This window comes from Companilactobacillus formosensis (genome assembly GCF_005405305.1).
GTDB classification, from domain to species: Bacteria; Bacillota; Bacilli; order Lactobacillales; family Lactobacillaceae; genus Companilactobacillus; species Companilactobacillus formosensis.
In genome coordinates this window covers 89726-111890 of the sequence record NZ_BJDU01000001.1, presented here as the reverse complement: position 1 = coordinate 111890, position 22165 = coordinate 89726, and the positions used below count along the sequence as shown (strand labels likewise).

The 22165-nt window shown below is 35.7% G+C and carries 22 protein-coding genes; 6 read left to right on the top strand and 16 right to left on the bottom strand.

Going from position 1 to position 22165, the window contains the following annotated elements:
* Positions 1 to 8: 8 nt before the first annotated feature.
* Positions 9 to 389, bottom strand: a complete 381-nt coding sequence (locus FFM65_RS00550) for a YueI family protein (RefSeq protein WP_059075136.1) — start codon at positions 387 to 389, stop codon at positions 9 to 11.
* A 128-nt stretch (positions 390 to 517) separates the two neighbouring features.
* Between FFM65_RS00550 and FFM65_RS00545 the strand changes: the two genes are divergently transcribed.
* The gene (locus FFM65_RS00545; RefSeq protein WP_059075137.1) at positions 518 to 757 is read left to right on the top strand and encodes a hypothetical protein; all 240 of its coding nucleotides are present in this window, start codon (positions 518 to 520) and stop codon (positions 755 to 757) included.
* Between the two features lie 128 nt (positions 758 to 885).
* Positions 886 to 1698, top strand: coding sequence for a hypothetical protein (locus tag FFM65_RS00540; RefSeq protein ID WP_119317162.1), 813 nt, complete (start codon positions 886 to 888; stop codon positions 1696 to 1698).
* Between the two features lie 19 nt (positions 1699 to 1717).
* Here FFM65_RS00540 and FFM65_RS00535 read toward each other — a convergent pair whose 3' ends face one another.
* Entirely contained in the window at positions 1718 to 2320 is a 603-nt protein-coding gene (locus FFM65_RS00535; RefSeq protein WP_119317161.1) for an alpha/beta hydrolase, read from the bottom strand.
* Positions 2321 to 2329: 9 nt separating this feature from the next.
* Complete coding sequence (locus FFM65_RS00530; RefSeq protein WP_119317160.1) at positions 2330 to 2995, bottom strand: type 1 glutamine amidotransferase; 666 nt, start codon at positions 2993 to 2995, stop codon at positions 2330 to 2332.
* Between the two features lie 199 nt (positions 2996 to 3194).
* On the opposite strand from FFM65_RS00530, the gene FFM65_RS00525 reads away from it, so the two are divergent.
* Complete coding sequence (locus tag FFM65_RS00525) at positions 3195 to 3785, top strand: hypothetical protein (RefSeq protein ID WP_119317159.1); 591 nt, start codon at positions 3195 to 3197, stop codon at positions 3783 to 3785.
* Positions 3786 to 3941: 156 nt separating this feature from the next.
* On the opposite strand, the gene FFM65_RS00520 is transcribed toward FFM65_RS00525, so the two are convergent.
* From FFM65_RS00520 to FFM65_RS00510, 3 genes are all read right to left on the bottom strand, one after another.
* A complete protein-coding gene (locus FFM65_RS00520) occupies positions 3942 to 4958 on the bottom strand; it encodes a WYL domain-containing protein (protein WP_119317158.1) in 1017 nt (338 codons plus the stop codon).
* Positions 4959 to 5005: 47 nt separating this feature from the next.
* Positions 5006 to 5701 carry a helix-turn-helix domain-containing protein gene (locus FFM65_RS00515; RefSeq protein ID WP_119317157.1) on the bottom strand — a complete coding sequence of 232 codons (696 nt, stop codon included), beginning with the start codon at positions 5699 to 5701 and terminating at the stop codon, positions 5006 to 5008.
* A 230-nt stretch (positions 5702 to 5931) separates the two neighbouring features.
* Complete coding sequence (locus tag FFM65_RS00510) at positions 5932 to 6666, bottom strand: glycosyltransferase family 2 protein (RefSeq protein WP_371851261.1); 735 nt, start codon at positions 6664 to 6666, stop codon at positions 5932 to 5934.
* A gap of 91 nt (positions 6667 to 6757) precedes the next feature.
* Between FFM65_RS00510 and FFM65_RS00505 the strand changes: the two genes are divergently transcribed.
* The 3 genes from FFM65_RS00505 (at position 6758) to FFM65_RS00495 (ending at position 11303) form a co-directional block, all read left to right on the top strand.
* Positions 6758 to 7510, top strand: a complete 753-nt coding sequence (locus FFM65_RS00505; protein WP_119317156.1) for a tyrosine-protein phosphatase — start codon at positions 6758 to 6760, stop codon at positions 7508 to 7510.
* Positions 7511 to 7878: 368 nt separating this feature from the next.
* The gene (locus FFM65_RS00500) at positions 7879 to 9210 is read left to right on the top strand and encodes a zinc ribbon domain-containing protein (RefSeq protein ID WP_119317155.1); all 1332 of its coding nucleotides are present in this window, start codon (positions 7879 to 7881) and stop codon (positions 9208 to 9210) included.
* A 158-nt stretch (positions 9211 to 9368) separates the two neighbouring features.
* Positions 9369 to 11303, top strand: a complete 1935-nt coding sequence (locus FFM65_RS00495; RefSeq protein WP_119317154.1) for a hypothetical protein — start codon at positions 9369 to 9371, stop codon at positions 11301 to 11303.
* A 417-nt stretch (positions 11304 to 11720) separates the two neighbouring features.
* On the opposite strand, the gene FFM65_RS00490 is transcribed toward FFM65_RS00495, so the two are convergent.
* The 10 genes from FFM65_RS00490 to FFM65_RS00445 form a co-directional block, all read right to left on the bottom strand.
* Positions 11721 to 12464: a glycerophosphodiester phosphodiesterase family protein gene (locus tag FFM65_RS00490; protein WP_119317153.1), complete on the bottom strand. Its 744-nt coding sequence runs from the start codon at positions 12462 to 12464 to the stop codon at positions 11721 to 11723.
* Between the two features lie 115 nt (positions 12465 to 12579).
* Positions 12580 to 13740: an N-acetylglucosamine-6-phosphate deacetylase gene (gene nagA / locus FFM65_RS00485; RefSeq protein ID WP_119317152.1), complete on the bottom strand. Its 1161-nt coding sequence runs from the start codon at positions 13738 to 13740 to the stop codon at positions 12580 to 12582.
* Positions 13741 to 13877: 137 nt separating this feature from the next.
* Positions 13878 to 15038 carry an N-acetylglucosamine-6-phosphate deacetylase gene (gene nagA / locus FFM65_RS00480; RefSeq protein ID WP_119317151.1) on the bottom strand — a complete coding sequence of 387 codons (1161 nt, stop codon included), beginning with the start codon at positions 15036 to 15038 and terminating at the stop codon, positions 13878 to 13880.
* Between the two features lie 113 nt (positions 15039 to 15151).
* Positions 15152 to 16324: an SIS domain-containing protein gene (locus tag FFM65_RS00475; RefSeq protein WP_119317150.1), complete on the bottom strand. Its 1173-nt coding sequence runs from the start codon at positions 16322 to 16324 to the stop codon at positions 15152 to 15154.
* A 27-nt stretch (positions 16325 to 16351) separates the two neighbouring features.
* Positions 16352 to 18367, bottom strand: a complete 2016-nt coding sequence (locus FFM65_RS00470; RefSeq protein WP_119317149.1) for a hypothetical protein — start codon at positions 18365 to 18367, stop codon at positions 16352 to 16354.
* Positions 18360 to 18782 (bottom strand): PTS sugar transporter subunit IIA, encoded by a 423-nt coding sequence (locus FFM65_RS00465; protein WP_119317148.1) that lies wholly within the window; start codon positions 18780 to 18782, stop codon positions 18360 to 18362. The genes FFM65_RS00470 and FFM65_RS00465 overlap by 8 nt, the downstream gene beginning before the upstream one ends.
* A gap of 13 nt (positions 18783 to 18795) precedes the next feature.
* The gene (locus FFM65_RS00460; RefSeq protein ID WP_119317147.1) at positions 18796 to 19647 is read right to left on the bottom strand and encodes a PTS system mannose/fructose/sorbose family transporter subunit IID; all 852 of its coding nucleotides are present in this window, start codon (positions 19645 to 19647) and stop codon (positions 18796 to 18798) included.
* Positions 19634 to 20563, bottom strand: a complete 930-nt coding sequence (locus FFM65_RS00455; RefSeq protein WP_119317146.1) for a PTS mannose/fructose/sorbose/N-acetylgalactosamine transporter subunit IIC — start codon at positions 20561 to 20563, stop codon at positions 19634 to 19636. The genes FFM65_RS00460 and FFM65_RS00455 overlap by 14 nt, the downstream gene beginning before the upstream one ends.
* Before the next feature lie 22 nt (positions 20564 to 20585).
* A complete protein-coding gene (locus tag FFM65_RS00450) occupies positions 20586 to 21074 on the bottom strand; it encodes a PTS sugar transporter subunit IIB (RefSeq protein ID WP_059075041.1) in 489 nt (162 codons plus the stop codon).
* 33 nt (positions 21075 to 21107) lie between these two features.
* Entirely contained in the window at positions 21108 to 21824 is a 717-nt protein-coding gene (locus FFM65_RS00445; RefSeq protein WP_119317145.1) for a GntR family transcriptional regulator, read from the bottom strand.
* Positions 21825 to 22165 lie beyond the last annotated feature (341 nt).

Sequence of the window (22165 nt, the reverse complement as noted above, 5' to 3'; positions counted from 1 at the left end):
CTCCAAAATTATATAAGCACTGGTCTATCAACAGGTTTACCCTCGTTAGCAATAACTAGTCCCATGTCATTATCAGTCAAGGCACGGTCTTTATTACGGACTCCCGATTGTGAAACTATTGTAAACTTATACTTTAATTTTACACTCAATTGTAGGTATTTATCCAGTATATATGAATCAATTTTTCCATTTAAATACAGATGATACTGCGGATATTTTTTCATAACGCTTTCAACCGTCTTGATATTATCCTCATTTTTTAATTGGGCAATCGTTAAAGCAATCGCTACTCTTTCAGCAAAGTTTCCCAAGAATTTGTTCTTCTCATCAGGCTTTAACTGTGGCTTGCCAAAAACATTTTGTTTAATATAATCTTCAACATTAGTCATCTACATACCCTCCATATGTCATAGTATAGCGGAGAAAAACCTTTAATAAAAGTTAATGATACTGTTATTCTTTCCATTCTTTTGACCATTAATTGTATAATGAAAAAAAGAGAAAGGATGTGTTACTTATGGATGAAATGGTATTTTTTAACCCCGGCGATGCGATTGCTAATTCAAAAGATTACGGCGAAGCAGTTCGTGGTGCGCAAATTTATAAAGCAAAGGATCCCTACGAATCATCCCTAGTAGTTGCACAAGATGTTTCCGATAATAAAAGCTTTGCGGTTTACTTTGCTAAAGATGAAAAAAAAGACATTAAAGATTCTGATACTGGAATTGTTAAGTATCATTTGAAAAAGAAAATTTAAAGACAAAATAACCTCAATAAAAACAATATTTTTATTGAGGTTATTTTGTACTTAGTTCTTTTAAATTGCCATAGTATGCCACTCAGCCTCATATAATGGAATTACAAAACAAATGGAGGCTTGCGTATATGACAACATTTTATATCAAAAACACAAATAAAAGGGAATTGGATTTGGTAACTGCTCTTAATCTTGCTAAACCTTTCGACACTATCAAATTAGCCGATGGTGATTATTTCTCTGATGATGAACCTTATTATCTCAATTTGAAAAAAAGTATCAATATCATTGGTGATAATTCCAATAATCGTGCAATAAAACTCCATGCCTATTTTTTAATTGGTGATGACGTTCAAATCATCCTTAAAAATATGACAATTTCGTCTGGTCAAAGTCCTCTTAATACTGTTGCGATATACGATGATGCGCACTTTTATGCCGAAAATGTCCGTTTCCTACATCCTCTTGACAACAAATGGAACACGATTTTTTGCAAAAACGCTTCTTTTGCACTTTATGATTCCGTCGTTTCAACCGCTAATATTGAAACTGCTGGCCTGTATCTTGAAAATTGTCCTAATTTGCTTGTCAATGATACGATCAACACTCTTTATTTAAAAAATTCCAATTGTAAACAAAAAGACTGCTTGATCAATCATTCGATTGGTGTTGACTTCCAATCATCATTAACTTTTATTCGTATGACTGTAAATGCCAATGACGAATGTCCCGATAGCGATTTTTATGCCCTTAACAATTCAATTGTTGAAGGTCGCTACCTTGCTTTTACAACTGACTTACCAATTGTCGATGTCTTCTCAAGTTCATTTGCTAGTCGTAATTTTTATTCTGACGTCAATAAAATCCAATGGAACATCGATGACGAATCCACTGTCCGTATCGATGGATATCCTCCATACAACAATCGTTCATTTGATTAATAACAAAAACAGCCGAATTTTACGATTCGACTGTTTTTTGCATCCAATTATCCAAAAAAGTTAGCTGCTCTTTCGTGTGAAACCAATGCTCTCCATTTTTCATTATCGTTACATGAGCGTTATGGTTCTCAATAAAAGCATCTAAAACTGCATTTGAAGTATGATTATCTTTTTGTCCATAAAGAATTTCTGTTTTTATTTGCCAATTGATTGGATGTTCCCTAACAAACTGCAAATACTTCCATGATAAAGTCTTACGGCCCAAAATAATCTCTTGTTGATTTTCTAATTCTGTTTCAGTTAAATTATTTTCTTCGAGTGTATCTGTGATTGATTTTTCCATATCCAAGATTGGCGAGATAAACAAAGCTTTTTTAATTGGTAAGTCTTGTAAAGCTAACATTGAAAAATAAGCTCCAATACTATTAGCTAGTAAAAATATTTGATCATATTTTGAAGTTAATTTCTCATAAGTATCACGGACTTGTTTTTCAACAATCCAAGGCAAATATTCTCGATAATCGACACCGACCATTTCAAAGCCTGGGCAATTTTTCTTAAAACGTTCTACTTCTAAAGCACTACCACCTTTACCATGGACGTAAATAATTGCTTTTTTCAAAATGCCACCTCAGTTTGTAATGTAATCTAACATACGGTCTAAAATCAATTTATTCTCTGCAGGCACTGGTGTATCCAAGATATCCTCACTCGATTGATTCAAGACGGATCCTTCAATATATGGGAAATCATTCACTACTATCTCACGCACGTTGTCAGCCCCAGGTTCAATATGAAATTGTAAGCCGATGACGCGATGATTCATGACAAAGCCTTGATTTTTGACCTTATCACTTGAGAATAGCAACTTAGCTTTTTCTGGAATTTCAAACATTTCTTCATGCCAATGTAATACTGTCATCTTTTCCGGAATACCAAAAACCGCTTCATTTTGTCGATACACTGGTGCCCAACCTACTTCTTTAGCTGGGGATTTTTTAATTTTCTTACCTAGCGTCTTCGCAATTTGTTGAGCTCCAAAACAAGCACCAAATAGTGGTTTATTTTGAGCCAACAATTCTTTGATCAATTGACGTTCCTGTTTGATCCAAGGTAAATCATCATTAGGACTCATTGGTCCACCAAGAATAACTAGCATATCTGTCTGTTCGGCTGATGGTAAATGCCCAAACTGATAAGGGTGATAGATATACATTTGATGCCCATGTTCTTGTGACCAATCTTGGATCATTCCGGGACCTTCATTTGGAGTATGTTGCAACACATTTATTCTCATAAGAATTCCTTTCAGACAACGGCAATGTTTGGTCTGGGTATCGCCTGCAACTGCCCAATATACAATTATTATAGCATGTCAAAAAAAATAATATTTATTTTGAGTTTCTCTAAATAGAACTCCTAGAGTGACATATTATGACACCCCTCGGTGTTATTCTATGAATGTAAATCGATAAATTAATTGGGGGAACATTTATATGACAAATGCAAAATTTACTTCAATCGATAGCTGGGCAATTTGGGACGTTCCCAATACTGATCTAGCTAACATGACACCAGATGAACGTGAAAAAGCCTTTGGTGCTAATTATCAACCAAATCATTTTCCTATGAATAAATTAAATGATGATATTGATGAACGTTTGAAGAATACGAAATACGTTATCGTTGGTATGAATCAAGGCAACGCCGCTGTAAATCAAAATAAGGATAAACTATTCTTGAACTTCCATGGAAACAAAAATAGTATGGATTATCGCCTAGCAGCTGCTTTATATAACACTGAACTTTGGGGTTCTTTCATGACTGATGTATCGCACGCCATTGAAAGTTCAAGTAAGGATGTCGATATCACACAAGATGATGTTATCAACCTTGAAAATCATCTAGATAATCTTGGTATTTCAAAGAACGCTACCCTAGTCGCCTTAGGTGGAAAGGTAAATAAAGCTTTGACTAGTTATGCTAAACGTCCTGTAAAAACTATGTACCATTATTCAAAAAGCAATAACGGTCACTGGAAAGCTGACAAAGTTCATGAACAAGTAATGAATATCTTAGAAAAATAAACTTCAAAACTCACTTAGAAAATTAATGTTAAGTCAAAATTAGCACTTGTATCACGAATAGAAAGCTATTCCGATACAGGTGCTATTTGTTTTTTAATATGTAAAATGAAACTGCTATGGAGGACGGAATCCTACACCAATTCAAACAACGATTTTTTATTTTTCGTACAATTTTAAAGTATCAACCAAACGCTGTTTAACAGCTCTTACCAACGAATCAGGTCCCAAAACTTTCAACTGGTTGCCCTGACTAAAAATCCACAACAACGCACCCTCAGTAAAAATACTACCTTCAATGATGACACTGTTTTCTTTTTTCTCCACAATTCTTGATCCTGGTAATTTATCCAAAGCAGTCTGAGGATAGCTGAAATATTCAAAACTATAATTAACATCATTCCCCATCTTCAACAAGTGAGTTTTGTTCAACATCGTTCCTTCATCAACTTTCTTCGAATAAGGGATATTAATTGCTCTCTTACTTGAATCAATTGGAAACTCAAATCTATCTATACGAAAGATTCGTGGATTATCTTTTGGATCAGCATCTTTTAAAAGATAAATCATCACGTAATAATAAGACGTATCAAAATACATATTGATAGGAACACCAATAATATCTTTGGTAGCATCACTGCCTTGACGACTACTGTGGTATTTAAAAGTAACTGACCTTTTCTTTAAAATACATTCTGACAAACGTCTGATTCGTTCACGCAAATCATCGCTAACTTTAACCGGCTTATATTCAGCCATCGTAGCAGATAATAGAACTTTAATATTGCGATAATCGCCATCATCGACCAAATCTAAAATATCGCTAGTGAAGTCCTTTAATTCAGCCTTTGAAAAAGCTCTAGTTCCAATCAACATCTTCAAAATAGCGATTGCATCAGCACCGTCAATTACACCTTCTCGAGTGATATGATATTCAGAATTACTTTTGTCCAAAACCAGTTGTCGATTTGGCATTTGTTGTGCCAGGATTCTTCTGATGAGTTTAAAGTCTTTTTGGATAGCTGTCTTATTAGCCTTGTAATGCTCAGTCGCCCAATCCATTGTCATCGTTTCGTGATTTAAAAATCTTGTAAAGATATTCAAGATTCGATAGCGACTACCACTATTTTTGATATCTTGATATTCAGGATCTAATTTCTCTTTATCATCTTCCATTTTAAATCCCCCTGTTACCTTGATTATATATTACCAAGCTCTTTAAATTAGCAAAAATCACCATGACTTTCCAAATTAGTTCGCGAGACTTTTATTTCTTGCTTGCTTTCACTTAAATTGGTCAACTTGTCAATTGGATAAACAACATTACGATTAATATTTCCCGCTACGTATATCAAAACAAAACAATCTCGATTTCTAACAAAAATACTTAAAGGTACGCCATCTAAACTACAATTCTTTGATATATCAGTGAAATGAATCGTCTTACGATCAATAATCCAAATCAAAAATTTTTTTATTAGTGGCAAAATGTCCTTTTTATTAGACAAAGCCATATAATTTTCCTTCGCATTTAATAAAGCTGGTCCTAATTGTCTTCGTTTAGAAGTAGACACTAAATCAGTTATTCCCTTTAGTACTTTATTGAGTGAATCTGAATTAATATCTGGAATATTCCCTGCCAAAGTCATTAAAACTAACAAGGCCTCTTCCAGGGTCAAAATTCCATTATCAAAAATATTATAGTTATTGTGGCTTTCGTTATATTTCAGTTCAAAACGATAATTAGCCAAATCTTTGTCTGCCAAAACATGTCTGATTGAACTAATATCTCGCAAGATAGTTCTTTTAGAAACACCATAAGTTTCGGCGGTTTCATTCACGTTGATTTTTTCGCCAAAGAACATCCTGAATGCAATAATAAGAGCACGTTCTTTACTGTTAACATCCTTATTAGTCAATGTTTGACATCCCCTCTCTGATCATTTCAAATTCTATCATTGAGGTCTGTCATATTATGACATTTGAATGTTGCTTGACTAATAGCCACATTATTTTTTTGATTTCTCAATCTTTAGATAACAAAAGAGTTTTTTGTAAGCATTTTCAACTAACAAAATGTTATTCTTAAAGGGATTGATGGAACAAAAAAAGCCAAGCACTCGGCTCGACTTACCCATTAATATATATATTAAATCTGTTTTTTCTCATTTCGAGTGCTTTCTCGAATGGTTTTATAAACTTTCATTCTAGCAACACCAATGTCTCTGACATTTTCCATCGCAAAACGATTAGTAATGCTCTCTTTGCGAGAAATATAATGATACAGTGGCAAATTATCGAGATAAAATTTTCTAGCATGGGCGGCATATTCAACATTGAAGACCTGATCTTCCATCAAATCTAAATCCGTCTGAAACATCAACTTATTTTCTTCAATAATAGAACGAACGTAAGCTTTGTTCCATGTGTAACCCATAACTGTACCTGTCATCTTGATAATGAGCTTAGTAGCTTCTTCACGACCAACAATGCTAGTTTGACGCTTAGTAAATTTATTTTTTACTTTGCCACTTTCAGTTTCATTAAAGAAACCACAAGTTACCATATCAACATCTTGATCCGAAAAAATATCTAAAAAATGCTCGACATAATCGGGTTCAACCCAATCATCGCCATCGATAAAAGTTAAAAATTCACCATCAGCATTTTTCAGACCTGTATTTCTAGCGGTTGAAACGCCAAAATTTCGAGCGTGACAAATAACCGAAATCCAATCATATTTTTGAGCATAAGAACGGATTATCTTTTGAGTTTGATCTGTAGAGCAATCGTCCACAATAATTAAATCAAAGTTTCGATTAGTTTGAGCAATCACTGAATCGATCGAGCTGGAAATATAATCAGCTACATTATAAGCTGTCATAATAATTGAAAGTTTATTTCTCACCATAAATCACCTTATTATTATAATACTTCTAATGACCTAAAATACGCAACGACCAGGGGAGGACAAAATGAAACGTATATTAAATCTCGAAGGTGCAATAAATTTACGTGAACTAGGTGGATATCCCACTAAAGATGGAACGACAATTAAATACAATAAACTCTTACGTTCAGGGGATATAAGTAATCTAACAGGAAAATCTTTAAGTTACCTTAAAAATTACGGATTACGGTATGTAGTCGACTTCCGTTCCAACAGCGAACAACGAACTTGGGCTGATACTACTTCTGATTTTTATAAAATTTATTCTGATCCGGTTTATCCACTCAAAGGTAATGGCGATAAATTAGCCATGATGATCAATCACGAGAATTATTCTTATTTGGGCATGATTTATCAAAGCGTCGTCCTCGATAAACATGGTCAACAAGCTTATAAAATTTTATTCGATCTAATGTTACACAATGATCAACCAAAACAATCACTACTCTTTCACTGTGCGGCTGGAAAAGATCGGACTGGAATTGGTGCCTTGTTAGTCTTAAAGGCTCTAGATGTAGACGAAGAGACTATCACAAAGGATTATTTATTAACCAATTTAATGTATGATGACATCGATACGATTGAAAGTACTTTAAATGATGAAAATGGCAATCAAGATATTAACAAGATGAACATGACTAAGGCTGATTTGGCCAGTATTACATCTGTTTTTAGAGCTATCGAACATTACTATGGCACCTTCGATAACTATTTGGACAAAGCCTTAGGCATCGATGCTGATAAATTAAAGCAATTAAAGTCAATTTATACTGAATAATCAACAAGTTAATATCTACTTATATCAAACTAGATTGGCACTGAGGAATTAGGTTTCGTTATAATACAACTACGGGAGAGACGAACCTCACCTCTTACTCAAAAATCCAGCCTGTTCTCTCCCGCTACCGATTTGCAACATTTCCATACCTTGAAGTTTGACTAATACAAAACCTACAATCGTTTTCCTCACTCATTTCCCGATGTGTGAGGTTTTTTTATTTATTTAAGCAAAGTCTAAGAATATTTTGTATAATTAAGTTTCGGATATACAACATGTGACGTTTCTGTGAACTTTCCGGGGAATGTCTTCCTATGATAGAGGTTGTCTTGTATACTTATTTTGTCAACATAATGGAGGAATGAATAATGTTTTGTCCAAATTGTGGTCATAAAGTCGACCCAGATCAAAAATTTTGTGATAATTGCGGCTACGCCCTAAAGAAAAAAAAGACTGAAACTACTAATCAAGTAAAAGATGATGACACTATCCGCTCATTGTCGGATATTGAAAATGAATTAAATCAAGAAGATAAATCAGAAAAAGAACCTGAAGCTCCACTACAACAAGCTCCAGCTCAACAAAAAGAGTATGGTTCTTTCGATCACCCTAAAGTTCAGCGGCCAGATCCTGAACCTGAAATGAAGACTTATAACAAGACTAATGATAGTACTTCACGTCCATCTTCATTTGCCAAGTCTAGTGCCGACGAACCTTTAGATGATAAAACTCAAGTTTATAGTAAGAATGACTTCAATCCAATTTCTCAAAAGCCTTACAAAAAGACTCAAGAACATGAAACTGATTACCATTCTTTTGAGGACCCAATTAAAGATCCAATCAAAGATCCTTTTGCACCAACGGAAAACGAAAGACGTGCTGCTGAAGCCAAGAGAAAAGCTGAACAAACTGATCCTAATGATGGCTTTATCCATAACATGGTTAAGTTTGCGAAAAACAATGCTTATATCAGTATTTTTGCAGTCATCATTACGGCTATTCTGCTAGTCGTTAAAAGAAACTACGGCTATATTGCCCTAGCTATCGTTATTATTTTGTGGTTCCTACTTTCACAACTCCGTCATGGTAATGAAGTTGGAGCAAATAAGGCTCTCAAACATGAGACTTCTTTTAACAAAGATTCTAATAACGAACATCCTGATACAACTGCTCAAACAACACACCAGGCTCATCAACAAAAGCCTAAATATGAAACAGCTGCTGATCGTCTCAAACCAAATCATAAGACAACAGCTCAAAAGACAATCATTGTGGCTTCATTAATTGGTTTCATCGCTTCAATCGGTGGACCTTTCCTAGATGGCTTCTCGCTTTCAGCAACAATTACTAGTGCTGCTAGCCGGACTAGTGCTTATGTTGCCCAACCTGTTTGGATTACCAATGGTGTGTCTGCTATTCGTTTGATTTGCTTCTTGTCACCAGTTATTGCCTTGATTGCAGCCTGCTTCAGATCACGGGGAACAATTCGTTTGGTTAGATTATTTACCTTCTTACCTTCAATCCTCTACGCTGCTCTATACGTAGTGATTAACTTCGGTTATGTCAATTCATCAATGATTACCGGTCAAGTAGTTGCATCTACTGGTAAATCATTGGGAACTAGCTTTTACGTTCTCTTGATTACTTCAGTTATTTCATTGATTATGGCTTACACTTTACGTCCAAAAGTAAAAATGTAATTAAAAATTATTTCAAAAAAGAGCTTACGATGCCTATTCGTAAGCTCTTTTTTCATTTATATTTAGTTATTAAAATTTAAATTGCCATCTGGACTATCTTATAATCATGATATTTTATATAATACTAAATTGGTATAGACAACTAAGGAGAAAATATCATGACGACCGCCTTTTTGAAATTTCTGTTCTTTTTAACGATCATCATCACCCCAATTGCTTATCATTCGACAGTACAAAGTGCTTCGGCGGATACAACTGATTTACAAACGTATGGGCAGGATAGTCCACCTTTTACTCCTTCACCACCAGGAAAATCCGGAACATTTATTTCTCGAAAAGCTGGCTTTATCAGTCCACAACAAGAGTTTTATTCCGGGAAAATTGGTACGCCACTAACTATTCATCTTAATCCAATTAGACCAGCCGGATTTCCAACATGGGGAGTCAAAGATACCTACACTTGGCGGAAACTTTCAGATAAGAACATATGGTCTTCAGTAAAAGGTGCGAAAGGTTCTAATTTTACCATCGATAATTCTCAAATAGGCACTAATTATTATCAATTGGAAGTCCATTATCACAAGAATTATATTACCGTTTGGGGTTCCCGAGATATAACAATTTATTCTAAAATTATCAAAGTTGTAACCAACAAAAATCCCATAGATACTGAAAAATTGAATATCGATACTAATTCAAATTACTTATTAAACACAAATAGTACACTCATCGATAATGCTGTTTTTGCTTCTGCCACTAGAGAACCCATAGATTCCACTGACAATATTACATGGACAACAAGTGATAATTCATTAGCCAATATTGATTCTAACGGAAAAATAACTGCTGCCACTCCCAAAAAATTTGGAGATGTTACAATCATTGCTTCAGTTACTAATTCAATCAATAAACAAAAAATCAGAGCAGAAAAATCTATTTACGTCGGTGGTGGTTTAGAAGATATGTCCGCTAAGTTGGGAGAAGACGTAACTTTTAAGGTTCAAGGGCTCTCAGATGATAAAAGAGATTCTGAAGACAACTTATCAATCGAATGGTATCAAAAATCTTCACCAACCTCTGGATATATAAAACTACCAAATAATAATCAAACGGAACTTACCTTAAAAAATGTAACTTCTAAATTAGATGGTTCTTCATATTATGCAAAATTTAAATATGACAAAGAATTTTTTAAAACAAATGATGCCCAATTGACGATTTCCGATTCTATTATTGGCATCGACAATCAAATTCAAAACACTAGTCATAAAGATGATCCGTTAGATACAAAAACCAATCTAGCTAACGTCGCTAGGGACGATGATCTAACTTACCGACTTCATTTATCCAATGTCAATAAAACTAATCTAAAAGATCAAACTTTAGTTATTCCATTACCACTACAAGTGAACATTACTAAACTAAAGATTAACGATGAACAAAACATTGAATACAAACTTCAAACTGAAAATTTCAAAAAGAAAAATTTGATTATTGATCTGACTAAATTTAAAGATAAAGAAAATTTAAATGTCGAATTGAATTTAAAAGTTGGACAAATTTCAAACAACTTTGAATTTGAATCAAAGCCTGTTATTTACGGTACATATCTTGAAGATAAAAATGACAGCAGTTACCACAATTACGGGTCTACAATATCTTTTCATTTCATAACAAATATGTTTTTTCCATCAATTCATGATATTACCTTTAATCCTATTCAAACGTACGCTCCAAATTCTTTAATCTATCGTTTAAACGATACTAATGCACCGAATAACATTATTGACTTTGACGATCAGCGCCGGAACTTTAATCCTGTCAAAATAATGGTAGCTCAAAGCCACGCTCTTTATGACCAAAAAAGTAAAGCTTATTTGCCAGCAGTTTTACAAATACATAATCTTACAAACAATACCGTTACGAATGTTTCAGACCATCCTGCTTTCGTGGCTATCTCAACACGTGACCAAAAACTCCACTATCTAAATTGGAACAAAAACGAAGGACTTCTCCTTAAACTCAAACCAGGATCAATCAGTCCTGGTAATTATGAAACCACGCTCAATTGGACCTTCATAGAATCAACCTAATTATACAAACAGTATGATACCGCCATTTTTCATTGGATAAGTCTCCAGAATGTTTATACTTGAAAGTAAGGGGAATGGAAATGAACTAAGTAGTTTCCAATCTTCGAAGTCTCGCAAGAGCATACATCTACCAAGACGTCACCGGTTTAAAAGAATCGTAATTAAGGTAGTTGTAGAATGGGATAGTATCAAAAATTTGGGTTGAATCGAGATGAGGCAAAATCGAAAATAAATTCGGATTTTGCAGTATCAATCAATGTTAATTCATAAAAATCGTATTTGGAGTAAGCTTCTGCCCCTTTTAATAAACAGTAAGCTATTAATTTTCATAATGAATCCTCCGAAAACACAAATTAGTCTAGACAAAAAGGCCTCAGGATAGTCAGTGTCGTACTGAATCCCGAGGTCATTTTTTGTCTATTTTTCTAAGAAAAGCATTCTATCAGCAATATTAGTAATCACGCCATCAACGCCCCAACTCAACAACTCTTGAGCCCGATTGATATCGTCAACCGTCCAAACATTGATTTCGTAACCATAATCTTTCATTTTCTTAACTTTTGCTTCAGTCAAACCATTACTGTCTGGGTGAACGATTTTAGCATGACAAGCTTGCATAACTAAATTCCAATCATCTCCCAAAGTAGCCTTACTGAACAAAACGGCATACTTCAAGTTCGGCTTTAGTTGATACATTTTTTCCAACATGATGGGATTAAAACTAGAAATAATCAATTCTACTTGGTCATCCAAACGATCCAAAGCTTCAGCAAATTTTTCGACTAATTTATCAGCTAAATAATTGGCATTGTCCCCCACAACACCCTTTAGTTCAATATTAGCGTTGATCTTGTGAATATTAAGGAAGTCGATTAGTTGGTCCAAGGTAGGTACCTTTTCACCACGAAATCTTTCGGCAAACCAATAACCGGCATCAGCATTTTTTACTTCGGAACTATCAACTGTCTCAATTGAACCGGAAATGTTAGTTGTCCGGTCTAATTTATCGTCATGAATAACAAAAACTTGTTCATCTTTAGTGATACTAAGATCAGTTTCTATCCACTTCACATCGCAATCGGCAACAGTATTGAATGATGCCATGGTATTCTCAGGTGCTAAGGTAGGTATTCCTCTATGCGCAACAATTTTTTTTGACATAATAATCCTCCAATAGATAGAGTATACAACAATATGCAAGTAACAAAAAAACCGAGAGTACATTTATATTCTCGGTTTAACAGTCTTTTTAAAAATAATTATCGGTATCTATTAATTAAGCTTGATAACGTGAAACACCGTCAAGGTATGTCTCTGATAGGCTCATATCATCGTTCAAAACGATAAAGTCAGCGTCACGTCCGTCAGCAATGATACCACATTTATCAAGAACTTTTGAACTCTTAGCAGCTGTATAACTAGCCATTTCAACAGCTTCTTCATCTGTAGCAATGTTCCAGTCAACAACATTCTTAATAGCTTCATTTAACATAAGGATTGATCCAGCTAAACTGTGTGGTTCTGCCTTTAATCTAGCAGTTCCATTAGCAACAACAACAGGTAGTTCACCTAGTACGTAATCACCATCTGGCATCAAACCAGCACGCATACAATCAGTAATCAAAGCAACGTGTTCGGCACCCTTCTTTTCGATTACGATTCTTGCAGCATAAGGATTTACGTGGTGTCCGTCACAGATCAATTCATCATCTACCAAGTGCATTGAAAGAGCTGCACCTACCATACCAGGAACTCTATGATTCAAACCACTCATACCATTGTATGTGTGTGTAAATCCAGTAGCACCGGCTTCAACACAAGCCTTAGCTTGTTCAAATGTAGCATCACTGTGTCCTAAGTAAACAGCAACGTTATCAGAAGCTACTTCCTTAACGAATTCAGCTGAACCTTTTCTTTCAGGAGCGATTGAAATTTTCTTAATCATGCCATGAGCAGCATCTTGCCAGTCATTAAATTCATCAACGTCTGGATCTCTGAAGTATTTAGGATTTTGAGCACCCTTGTGTTTTTCTGTATAGAAAGGTCCTTCAAAGTGGATTCCTTGAACTTTAGCACCAGTAATCTTCTTGTAATTATCACCAATTGTGTGGCAAATACTCAAAAGTTGGTCGTGTGAAGCTGTCAAAGTTGTTGGCAACCATGAAGTTACACCAGCTTTTAGTAGACCTTCTGACATTTCGTTCAACTTGTCAAAATCATCATCCATAACATCATGACCTACAAGACCATGAATGTGAGTATCTACAAGTCCAGGAGCGATAAATTTGTCTGAATAATCAACAATTTTACCTTCTGGTTTGTTACCGTCGGCTGGAATAAATTTACCAAATTTACCATCGTCAGTAACTTCTAGATAACCCCCATTTTCAGTTGTGTTCTTTAAAAAGAATTTCTTAGCATGAATATAATATGACATCGTTTTTCCTCCTTAATTTACTCCATAATTATAACACTCTATTTGGTCTATACCTTGTATTCGACCTTAAAAAAAATCCCTTTTTGAAAGTTATATGAAAGGCTTTCACATATCAATCAATAAGGGATTTACTGTATCTATCTTTGGTAACGGCTTACTCCGTCCAAATATGTTTCGCTCAATTCCATGTCTTCATCTAATACGATAAAGTCTGCGTCACGGCCTTGTGCGATAATACCACATTTGTCATCAATATAAGTACTCTTAGCTGGTACGTAACTACCCATCTTGACTGCTTGAGCTGGTGTTGCAATATCCCAGTCAACAACGTTTTTAACGCCTTGTTTCAATTGCAAAATACTTCCGGCTAGGTTGTGTGATTCGTCTTTAAGTCTAGCTGTACCGTTTTCTACGATAACTGGCAATTCACCTAAAACATAATCACCTTCTGGCATCAAACCGGCTCTCATACAATCTGTAATCAAAGCAACGTGGTCAGGTGTTTGAGCGTTGATCAACATCTTAACAGAGAATGGATGAACGTGGTGACCATCACAGATCAACTCATCATAAATTCCATCCAAGCCCATAGCTGCACCGGCAACTCCTGGTTCACGATGTGTGAAACCTCTCATACCATTAAAGGCATGTGTGAAGACGCTAGCTCCAGCTTCAACAGCTTTTTTAACTTGAGCAAAAGTTGCATTCGTGTGACCAATAGCAACTGCTACATCATTAGCTGTAACTTCTTTAATAAAATCAAGTGCACCATCACGTTCAGCAGCAATTGAGATTTTCTTGATGATTCCATGAGCAGCATCTTGCCAATCATTGAATTCTTCAACACTTGGATCTCTAAAGTACTTAGGATTTTGAGCACCTTTGTGTTCTTCTGTATAAAATGGACCTTCAAGATGAATACCTTGAATTTTAGCACCAGTAGCCTTTTGGTAATTGTCACCAATTGTTTTACATACGTTCAAGAACTCTTCATGTGAAGCTGTCAAAGTTGTTGGTAACCATGAAGTAACACCTGTCTTAAGTAAACCTTCTGACATTTCGTTGATACCTTCAAAGTCATTATCCATAACATCATGACCGCAAGTTCCATGAATATGTGTGTCGACTAGACCTGGGGCGATGAATTTATCTGAGTAATCGACAACTTTGCCTGCTGGCTTTCCATCTTCTTCAGTGAAGTATTTACCAAACTTACCGTCATCAGTGATTTCTAAGTAACCACCGTGTTCAGTAGTATTGTGTAAAAAGAATTTCTTAGCATGAATATAGTACGTCATTTCCACATCTCCTCCAAATATATAAAGTATTATAGCACCAGAAATCGGTCTATACCATACCTTTTGCAATAAAAGGTTGAAACAAATTAATGTCTCAACCTTTTTAAAAGTTTTTATTCGTAATCGTGAATCGTTACACCTTTAACAACACGGTTAACAGTACCACTAGCTGATGGTGTATCAGGAGTGTTATTAACTTTGATTGAGTTCATCAATGCAAATGTTTGAGCAAATACTACGTCAGGCAATGCTTGGTAAAGTTCTGGAAGATCTTTGTCTCCAGCTTTAATAAAGAAGTTGTCGCCTGAGAAGTCGTTGTCAGCAGAAGTTCCGACACCAACAACTTTTTCGCAGATTTCATCCCCTTTGATTTCTTCCAAAATATCAACATCATATTGGCGAGTGTATTTATCGTTGCTTAAGAAATCAAAGACAATTGTTTTACCGTTAACATATGATTTTGGACCATGACGGAATCCCATTGATGAATCAAAGATTGTTGTCAAAGCACCAGCAGTTAGTTCAAGAACTTTCAATTGGGCTTCACGAGTAAGTCCTGAAAGTGAACCACTACCAAGGTAAGTAATACGATCATAGTCTAAGTCAGCATAGGCTTGAATTTCATCTTCACGGCTAATGACTTCTTGACCCATCTTGATCATTGTATCAACCCAAGAAGCTTTCTTGTCTTCAGCATTTGTATCAAAAATCAATGCGGCCGTTAAAGTCATACAAGAGAAGCTTCCGGTCATGGCGAATCCCTTATCATTTGAAAGCGCTGGTTGAAGAAGTAAAAGATTAGCATCTTCAGTTTCAGCTTTCTTTGCTAAATGTCCTTCAGGGGCACAAGTGATAGTGATTTGATACAAATTCTTAATGAGTTTTTCAGCTAATTCAACTGTAGCAACACTCTCTGGTGAATTACCACTTCTAGCAAATGATACTAAGATAGTTGGATCTTCACTTCTTAGATTGTCTAAAGGAGCAGATACAATATCAGTTGTGGGAATGCTTTCAAAGACAAAACGCGATGTATCGCCAACACGATTTAAATATGGTCTCAAGGTATCGCCTACATAAGCTGAAGTACCAGCACCAGTGAAGATAACTCTAATCTTTTGATCCGCAAATTTGTCTGTAATTTGTTTTAAAAAGCTATCTATTTCTGATTTCTTATCAGTGTAGTTTTGGAAAGCCTCTTTCCATAAATCTGGTTGTTGTTGAATTTCACGGGTTGTAATTTTAGCACCCATTTTTTCTAGTTCTTGATCTGTTTTAGTAAACATGATATTGAAAATCCCTTCTCTATTTATTTAGTCTAAGAATTGAATGTGAACAACTGCTAATTCTTTAACAGTGAAGTCGACGTGATAGATTCCCTTTTTATCCAAAGTGACATCTAAAACTTCATTTTGCATTTGATTGTTTTCATCACGATATGTAATAGAAACTTGCTTGACACTGCGGTCTTTCAAGAAGAAATTAATTCCATCAACATTATCGATTGACCAATTGCTGACAATCATTTGAGTCTGTGCCTCATCGATAACCATCTTGCAATTGTACATGTTGACTAAGTGTGGAACGCTTAACTGTTCTTCAAAGAAATGCTTTATATCGCCCTCACGAATATCGGTATATTGCGCTTGCCAACCGTATTTTGGAGAGTCGGTCATTGGGAGGATATAAAATTTGTCATCGCTGACAGTTACTGGACCTAAATTGTTCTCAAAGCGATCGTAAGCATGTGAATGTACTTTAACTTGAGATTGGTATTGGATTCTTACGTAATCGCCAGTGTGAGTCAACATAGTAATTCTTGGATCACTGATTCCTGAAATTGTCGTACCATCAAATTGTTCAAAAGACTGTTGTCCCGAACGATTCTTAAGCACTTCGATACTAGTTGCATTGATCAAGTTCAATAAATGACGATTGTTTAATATAACGACTGCATCCCCATCCAAAAGGACAAAGTTACGTGTTAACAATTGAGTAATTTGTTCATCACTCAAGGTATTCAAGAAGTTACCTGTAACAGCAACACATTTATTTTTGATTTCCTGATCAATATAATTTAATGGTTTCGTTGCAATTCCCATTGTGGAAAGTAGCTCTAACCATTGTGTTTGTGATGCTACTAAACCTTCAAGAGTACCCTCTTCGTCAATTTTTGTTTGTGCAACGTCTTGGTTCATCGGTACGATAACGCCGCCACGTTGTTCAATATCGACGCCATGATTGTATAAGAAATCTAAAAATTCTTTGTCATCATCTAGTAAAGCGTCATAACGGTAAGTCGGATTGATCCCGTCCCCCATCATACTGAACATATTTAGCAAAACGCCGTCAGCATGAACTAAACTCGTTGTATCTAATTGAAATTGAGTAAATTTATTTGACTTAGCATAAGGTGAATATAAGAAACTTTCCATTTCTGGATAAATCTTATGTTTGTCGCCAACTTCCGTTCTCGTTGCAACTGTATATTTTTCAAAATCTCTAGCATATTGCTGCGGACTTACCTCGTTGTAAGCAGGCAAATGTGGTCTGGAAACAGCTGGAGTATCTTCGCCACTCATTAAGTCCAAAAGTTTTTGCCAGTCACGTCCCTCAAGAGCGTGCACTTCTGGCCAAGAACTCATTAGTCCTAACGTCGTGGTTGGTGAAACGGCATGAACTTTTTGTTCAATCATATGAGCTACATGGAAAATTTCTTTTCGAGCAACTTGTAAGTAAGCATTACGATAAATATTCTCGCCACCAGTGAACATTTTGTGGACGAATTCCTCACGAGACAGGTCGGTTTGTAAGATGTCGTTGTACTGCTTCATATGATCATCGCAGAAACAACCTAATTTGAAGGGTGCGTTCTTATAATGTCTGAAGTCATCTTCCAGCCATAGTTCATGTGGGTGAATACTTGCCCAGATGGCATAGATATCACTGATATAATCAGCCCAACCACTGTATCCAGGACAAGCCATAGATAAACTAGTAACGCCTTGATAATTGACCATTGGCTTAATATCAAGCTCATGCTTAATTGCAATTCCTCGATCAGAATGATTCATCGTAGTCCATGGATTCAAACTGATTGTTACGCCTAATTCTTTGAGCGGTTGACTTATTTCATCAACATCTTTAATTAATTCTTTGGCTTTATCTAAAGTAATATGAGTATCTGACAATTCTTCTTGATTTAGGAAAAAGGCAACATCTGAAATATGAGCTTTTTTGACAAAATCAATTAATCTCTGTTTCTTTTCAGCAGTATAAACATTTTTGTCAACGGCGAGTCTTAATGTATAACGGTAAGGATTATTCATCCTCATCATCCTCGTCAGATTCTGCATTGATAAAGGCGTTAACATCAACGATTCCGTCTTTGCCTTCCTTCATAATGTCGCTAACTTTAATGTCTTGTCCGATAAACTTTTGATTAGCATAGTTAATAACCATTGGTAGGTTCAAGCCAGAAATAACGTGCATTTCAGGGTAATCTTGTGTCAAATTGACAGCGACGTTACCAGGAGTTCCACCCAATAAATCAACGATCAAGAAGACTGGTTCCTTGCCATAATACTTTTTGATTTCAGTTTCTACCTTAGCCTTTAGAGTTTCAGGACCGTCAGATTTTTGAAGTCCCAAAGCAACTGTTTCAGGTAGTTCACCGATAATTAATTCTGCTGATTTTAAAGTTTCAATTGCCATGTTTCCATGACTCATCAAGATTAATGCCATAATTTAAATCCTCCTAGATTTTACCAAGTACGCCGATTGCTGAAAGTGCAACTGCGAAGATAATAACGATAAAGATAACCTTTGTAGAAGTCATACCCTTCTTACCTAGTAACCAGTAAACAAGACCTACGACTGCAGCTGGAACAAGACGTGGAAGAATCATATCGATGTTGCTTTGAACACTCAATGAAACTTTACCCAAGTGGGCAACTAGTGGAACTTGAATGTTGATCATACTTGCAATCAAAGCACCAACAATGAAGACACCTAGCAATGTAGCAGCATCTGTTAAAGCATTTAGTTGACCTTGCATTTCAGAAACAAGTTTTGTACCTGTCTTGTAAGCAAAGTGAAGTTGTTTCCAACGGAAGACCATGATAGCAATATTTACTGCTAACCATAGGAATAAACCGATTGGGTTACCTTGAGCAGCCATTGTAGCAGCAATAGCACCCATGATAGTTGGAACTAAAGCGGCGAAAAGTGAATCACCGATAGCAGCGAATGGTCCCATAAGACCTGTCTTAATACCGGCAACAGTGTCTAGTGAATCAACACCTTCTTTACCTTCAACGGCCAAGTCGATACCAGTAATAATTGTGTTAAAGAAGTTACTTGTATTAAAGAAGTTACTTGTATTAAAGAAGTTACTTGTATTAAAGAATTGGTTGTGAGTCTTCATAGCTTCTTTTAGCTCTGGAGTACCATCACCATAAATTTTTCTTAGTTGTGGCAAGATTGTGTATAAATAACCTGAACCTTGCATTATTTCGTAGTTCCATCCCATTTGGAAACCGAACAAACTACGCTTATTGATTTGTTTAAAATCTGCTTTAGTTAATTCATATCCGTTATTCTTCTTCATCACCGGAAACCTCCCCATTAGCGTCTTCGATTTCGTCTTCTTCGTCCTCATCGTCAGAACTATTGTTTGAACTTGTGGCTGGAGCAGAATTTAATTTAGCCATTGATTTCTTGTATTCGAGAATGGCAAAAGCACCACCGATTAAAGCAATAGCTAACATTGGTAGAGAATTGAATGTTGTTGTAAAGGCTTTACTTGCAGCACCAAGACCTGTACCAAGTGTTTGGATACTTGTAAATACTGTTGATAGTAGGGCAGTAATTGTAAAACCAAGAATCAAGTATGCAATGTGTTTCTTAACTGGTAAGTAGTGAAGCAAAATAGCAAAACCAACGGCTGGAAGTGTAGCACCGGCTGTTTGTAGACCTGTGTTCAACCATTGTAGATCTCCGTTTAGATATGTAACCATTGTCTTAACAACACCTTGACCTAGAGCCAAAGCTAGGAATACAGGAATACCACGTGATAATGTCCATGGAAGTACACCCATGATTGAATGTCTTTCAATACCCTTGTAGTTGAAGTTTTCAATATCTTTATCAACTTTGTGTTGGAAATAAGTATTAGCAAATCTTGCTAGGATATCAAATGATGTTAACAATGCGGCAACTGGAACACCAATAGCAGCGATAGCTGTAGCAGCTTTCATACCAGTACCGATTGAAAAGGCTGTAGCTAAAACAGTACCTGAGTTAGCATCGATCTTTGAAGCACCACCGAAAGTACCAACACCAAGAACTGTCAATTGAAGAGCGGCACCAATAACTAGTCCGGTCTTCATATCACCCATGATCAAACCAGAAATCATTCCGGCCCAAACGGGTTGACTCAATGATGAGTTCATTTGCAATTCATCATAAATGTTGTACATAGAATATGCCGTTAGAAGCAATATTTGAACAATTGAAAATTCCATTGTTTTTTCCCCCAATTAATGACTATTTTTTGTAATCTTTTAAGATACCTGCGAAGTCTTTGGCATCGTCATTTGGAACCATTTGTGCAGTAATCTTAACCCCTGCATCTAAAATCTTGTGGAATGCATCGTAATCTTCGTCTGTTACATTGATTGATTGTGTTAAGTGTTGTGTATTGTCTTTTTGAGACATGTTACCAACATTGATAGTGTCGAACTTAACCCCTTCTTCAATCATTTGTACTAATGTTTCTGGTTTCTTAACAACAAGGAACACTCTTTGTGATTCATACTTGCCGGCTAAGATATTTGCTGAAGATTTCTTTGTTCCTAAAATACTGAGGTTAACCCCGGCTGGTTTAGCTAATTTAAGGGCAGTCTTTTGAATGTCATTCTTTATAATATCGTTATCAACTACCATGATTCTTGAAGCTTGTAATTTAGTTGTCCATAAATTAGCAACTTGTCCGTGAATTAATCTTTCATCGATTCTTACTGCAATAATACCCATATCTTTATACCTCCAAATATTAACTACTCTTCCTTAGGATTTGTTACTGATATCGTGTCTGATGTGATATGCAAATTGATCACTTCGTGCAACACTCAAAGTAAACTCAATAATTTGATTGTGCGGATTATACGTTTGTCGTCTGAGATTCAAGCACGGCGTACCTTCTTTGATTTTCAAATATTTACTATCATTTGCACTAGTAATGCCGGCTAGAAAATATTCATCAGCGTAGTACACCTGTTCATTAAATTCTTCTGCGAAAACTGAATACAATGAGCGATTGGATAACATCGATTCAGTCAATAAACTGAAGTGTTCAGCCGGTAAGTAAGTTCTTTCCAACATCACCGGAATCCCGTCGGCAAATCGAAGTCGCTTTAACTTAATGATTTGACTGCCCACTTCAGTTTCCAAATTCTTAGCGAAGTATGCATTAGCCTCCTTCCTCTCAAAACTAAGAATTTTGGTTTGTGGTTTTTTCCCCAGTGAAATCATCTGCTTATTGAAACTATAACTACTATTCAAATCACTATTCAGATCAACTCTATTAACAAAAGTGCCTTTACCATGAACCCGACGAATCATCCCAGTAACTTCCAACTCCATCAGAGCGGCTCTGACTGTTGTCCTAGATAATTCATATTTTTCAGCTAATTCCCTTTCGGAGGGCAATTTAGCATTGGCTGGTAAAGTCTGAATGTAATTAGTCAGCAAGTTGATTAACTGTTCTTGAAGAGTAATTTTCATACGAATCCAATCCTTTCTGGTATCAACCACAAGACCATTGTATACGGTTACAATTTATAAAACAATAACTGGGATAGACCAATCAAAAGGTGGTTTATCTTGGAAAATCAGCGGTATCAATGGTTTTTGTGGTGAAAAAATAAAGTGGTACTTTTTTTGGTACCACTTTCATAAGATACCACTGGTAAAACTGGTCTGACCAATTTTTCATATGTATATGCATTCTTTCATAATGTAATCAATAACGACTGAACTAACTGTAATGATAGGAATACAAAAAAATAACGTAGCGTTATGGCTGCGTTATTCGATTCAAAATATTCTATTATATTAACTATTTT

Excerpts from the sequence above, each read along its gene's own strand:
- FFM65_RS00530 (WP_119317160.1), bottom strand. The coding sequence starts at position 2,995 with ATGAGAATAAATGTGTTGCAACATACTCCAAATGAAGGTCCCGGAATG.
- FFM65_RS00545 (WP_059075137.1), top strand. The coding sequence starts at position 518 with ATGGATGAAATGGTATTTTTTAACCCCGGCGATGCGATTGCTAATTCA.
- FFM65_RS00460 (WP_119317147.1), bottom strand. The coding sequence starts at position 19,647 with ATGAAGAAGAATAACGGATATGAATTAACTAAAGCAGATTTTAAACAA.
- FFM65_RS00455 (WP_119317146.1), bottom strand. The coding sequence starts at position 20,563 with ATGGAATTTTCAATTGTTCAAATATTGCTTCTAACGGCATATTCTATG.
- FFM65_RS00445 (WP_119317145.1), bottom strand. The coding sequence starts at position 21,824 with ATGAAAATTACTCTTCAAGAACAGTTAATCAACTTGCTGACTAATTAC.
- FFM65_RS00550 (WP_059075136.1), bottom strand. The coding sequence starts at position 389 with ATGACTAATGTTGAAGATTATATTAAACAAAATGTTTTTGGCAAGCCA.
- FFM65_RS00450 (WP_059075041.1), bottom strand. The coding sequence starts at position 21,074 with ATGGGTATTATTGCAGTAAGAATCGATGAAAGATTAATTCACGGACAA.
- FFM65_RS00505 (WP_119317156.1), top strand. The coding sequence starts at position 6,758 with ATGAAACGTATATTAAATCTCGAAGGTGCAATAAATTTACGTGAACTA.
- FFM65_RS00475 (WP_119317150.1), bottom strand. The coding sequence starts at position 16,324 with ATGTTTACTAAAACAGATCAAGAACTAGAAAAAATGGGTGCTAAAATT.
- FFM65_RS00495 (WP_119317154.1), top strand. The coding sequence starts at position 9,369 with ATGACGACCGCCTTTTTGAAATTTCTGTTCTTTTTAACGATCATCATC.
- FFM65_RS00520 (WP_119317158.1), bottom strand. The coding sequence starts at position 4,958 with ATGGAAGATGATAAAGAGAAATTAGATCCTGAATATCAAGATATCAAA.
- FFM65_RS00510 (WP_371851261.1), bottom strand. The coding sequence starts at position 6,666 with ATGACAGCTTATAATGTAGCTGATTATATTTCCAGCTCGATCGATTCA.
- FFM65_RS00490 (WP_119317153.1), bottom strand. The coding sequence starts at position 12,464 with ATGTCAAAAAAAATTGTTGCGCATAGAGGAATACCTACCTTAGCACCT.
- FFM65_RS00470 (WP_119317149.1), bottom strand. The coding sequence starts at position 18,367 with ATGAATAATCCTTACCGTTATACATTAAGACTCGCCGTTGACAAAAAT.
- nagA (WP_119317152.1), bottom strand. The coding sequence starts at position 13,740 with ATGTCATATTATATTCATGCTAAGAAATTCTTTTTAAAGAACACAACT.
- nagA (WP_119317151.1), bottom strand. The coding sequence starts at position 15,038 with ATGACGTACTATATTCATGCTAAGAAATTCTTTTTACACAATACTACT.
- FFM65_RS00500 (WP_119317155.1), top strand. The coding sequence starts at position 7,879 with ATGTTTTGTCCAAATTGTGGTCATAAAGTCGACCCAGATCAAAAATTT.
- FFM65_RS00525 (WP_119317159.1), top strand. The coding sequence starts at position 3,195 with ATGACAAATGCAAAATTTACTTCAATCGATAGCTGGGCAATTTGGGAC.
- FFM65_RS00540 (WP_119317162.1), top strand. The coding sequence starts at position 886 with ATGACAACATTTTATATCAAAAACACAAATAAAAGGGAATTGGATTTG.
- FFM65_RS00465 (WP_119317148.1), bottom strand. The coding sequence starts at position 18,782 with ATGGCATTAATCTTGATGAGTCATGGAAACATGGCAATTGAAACTTTA.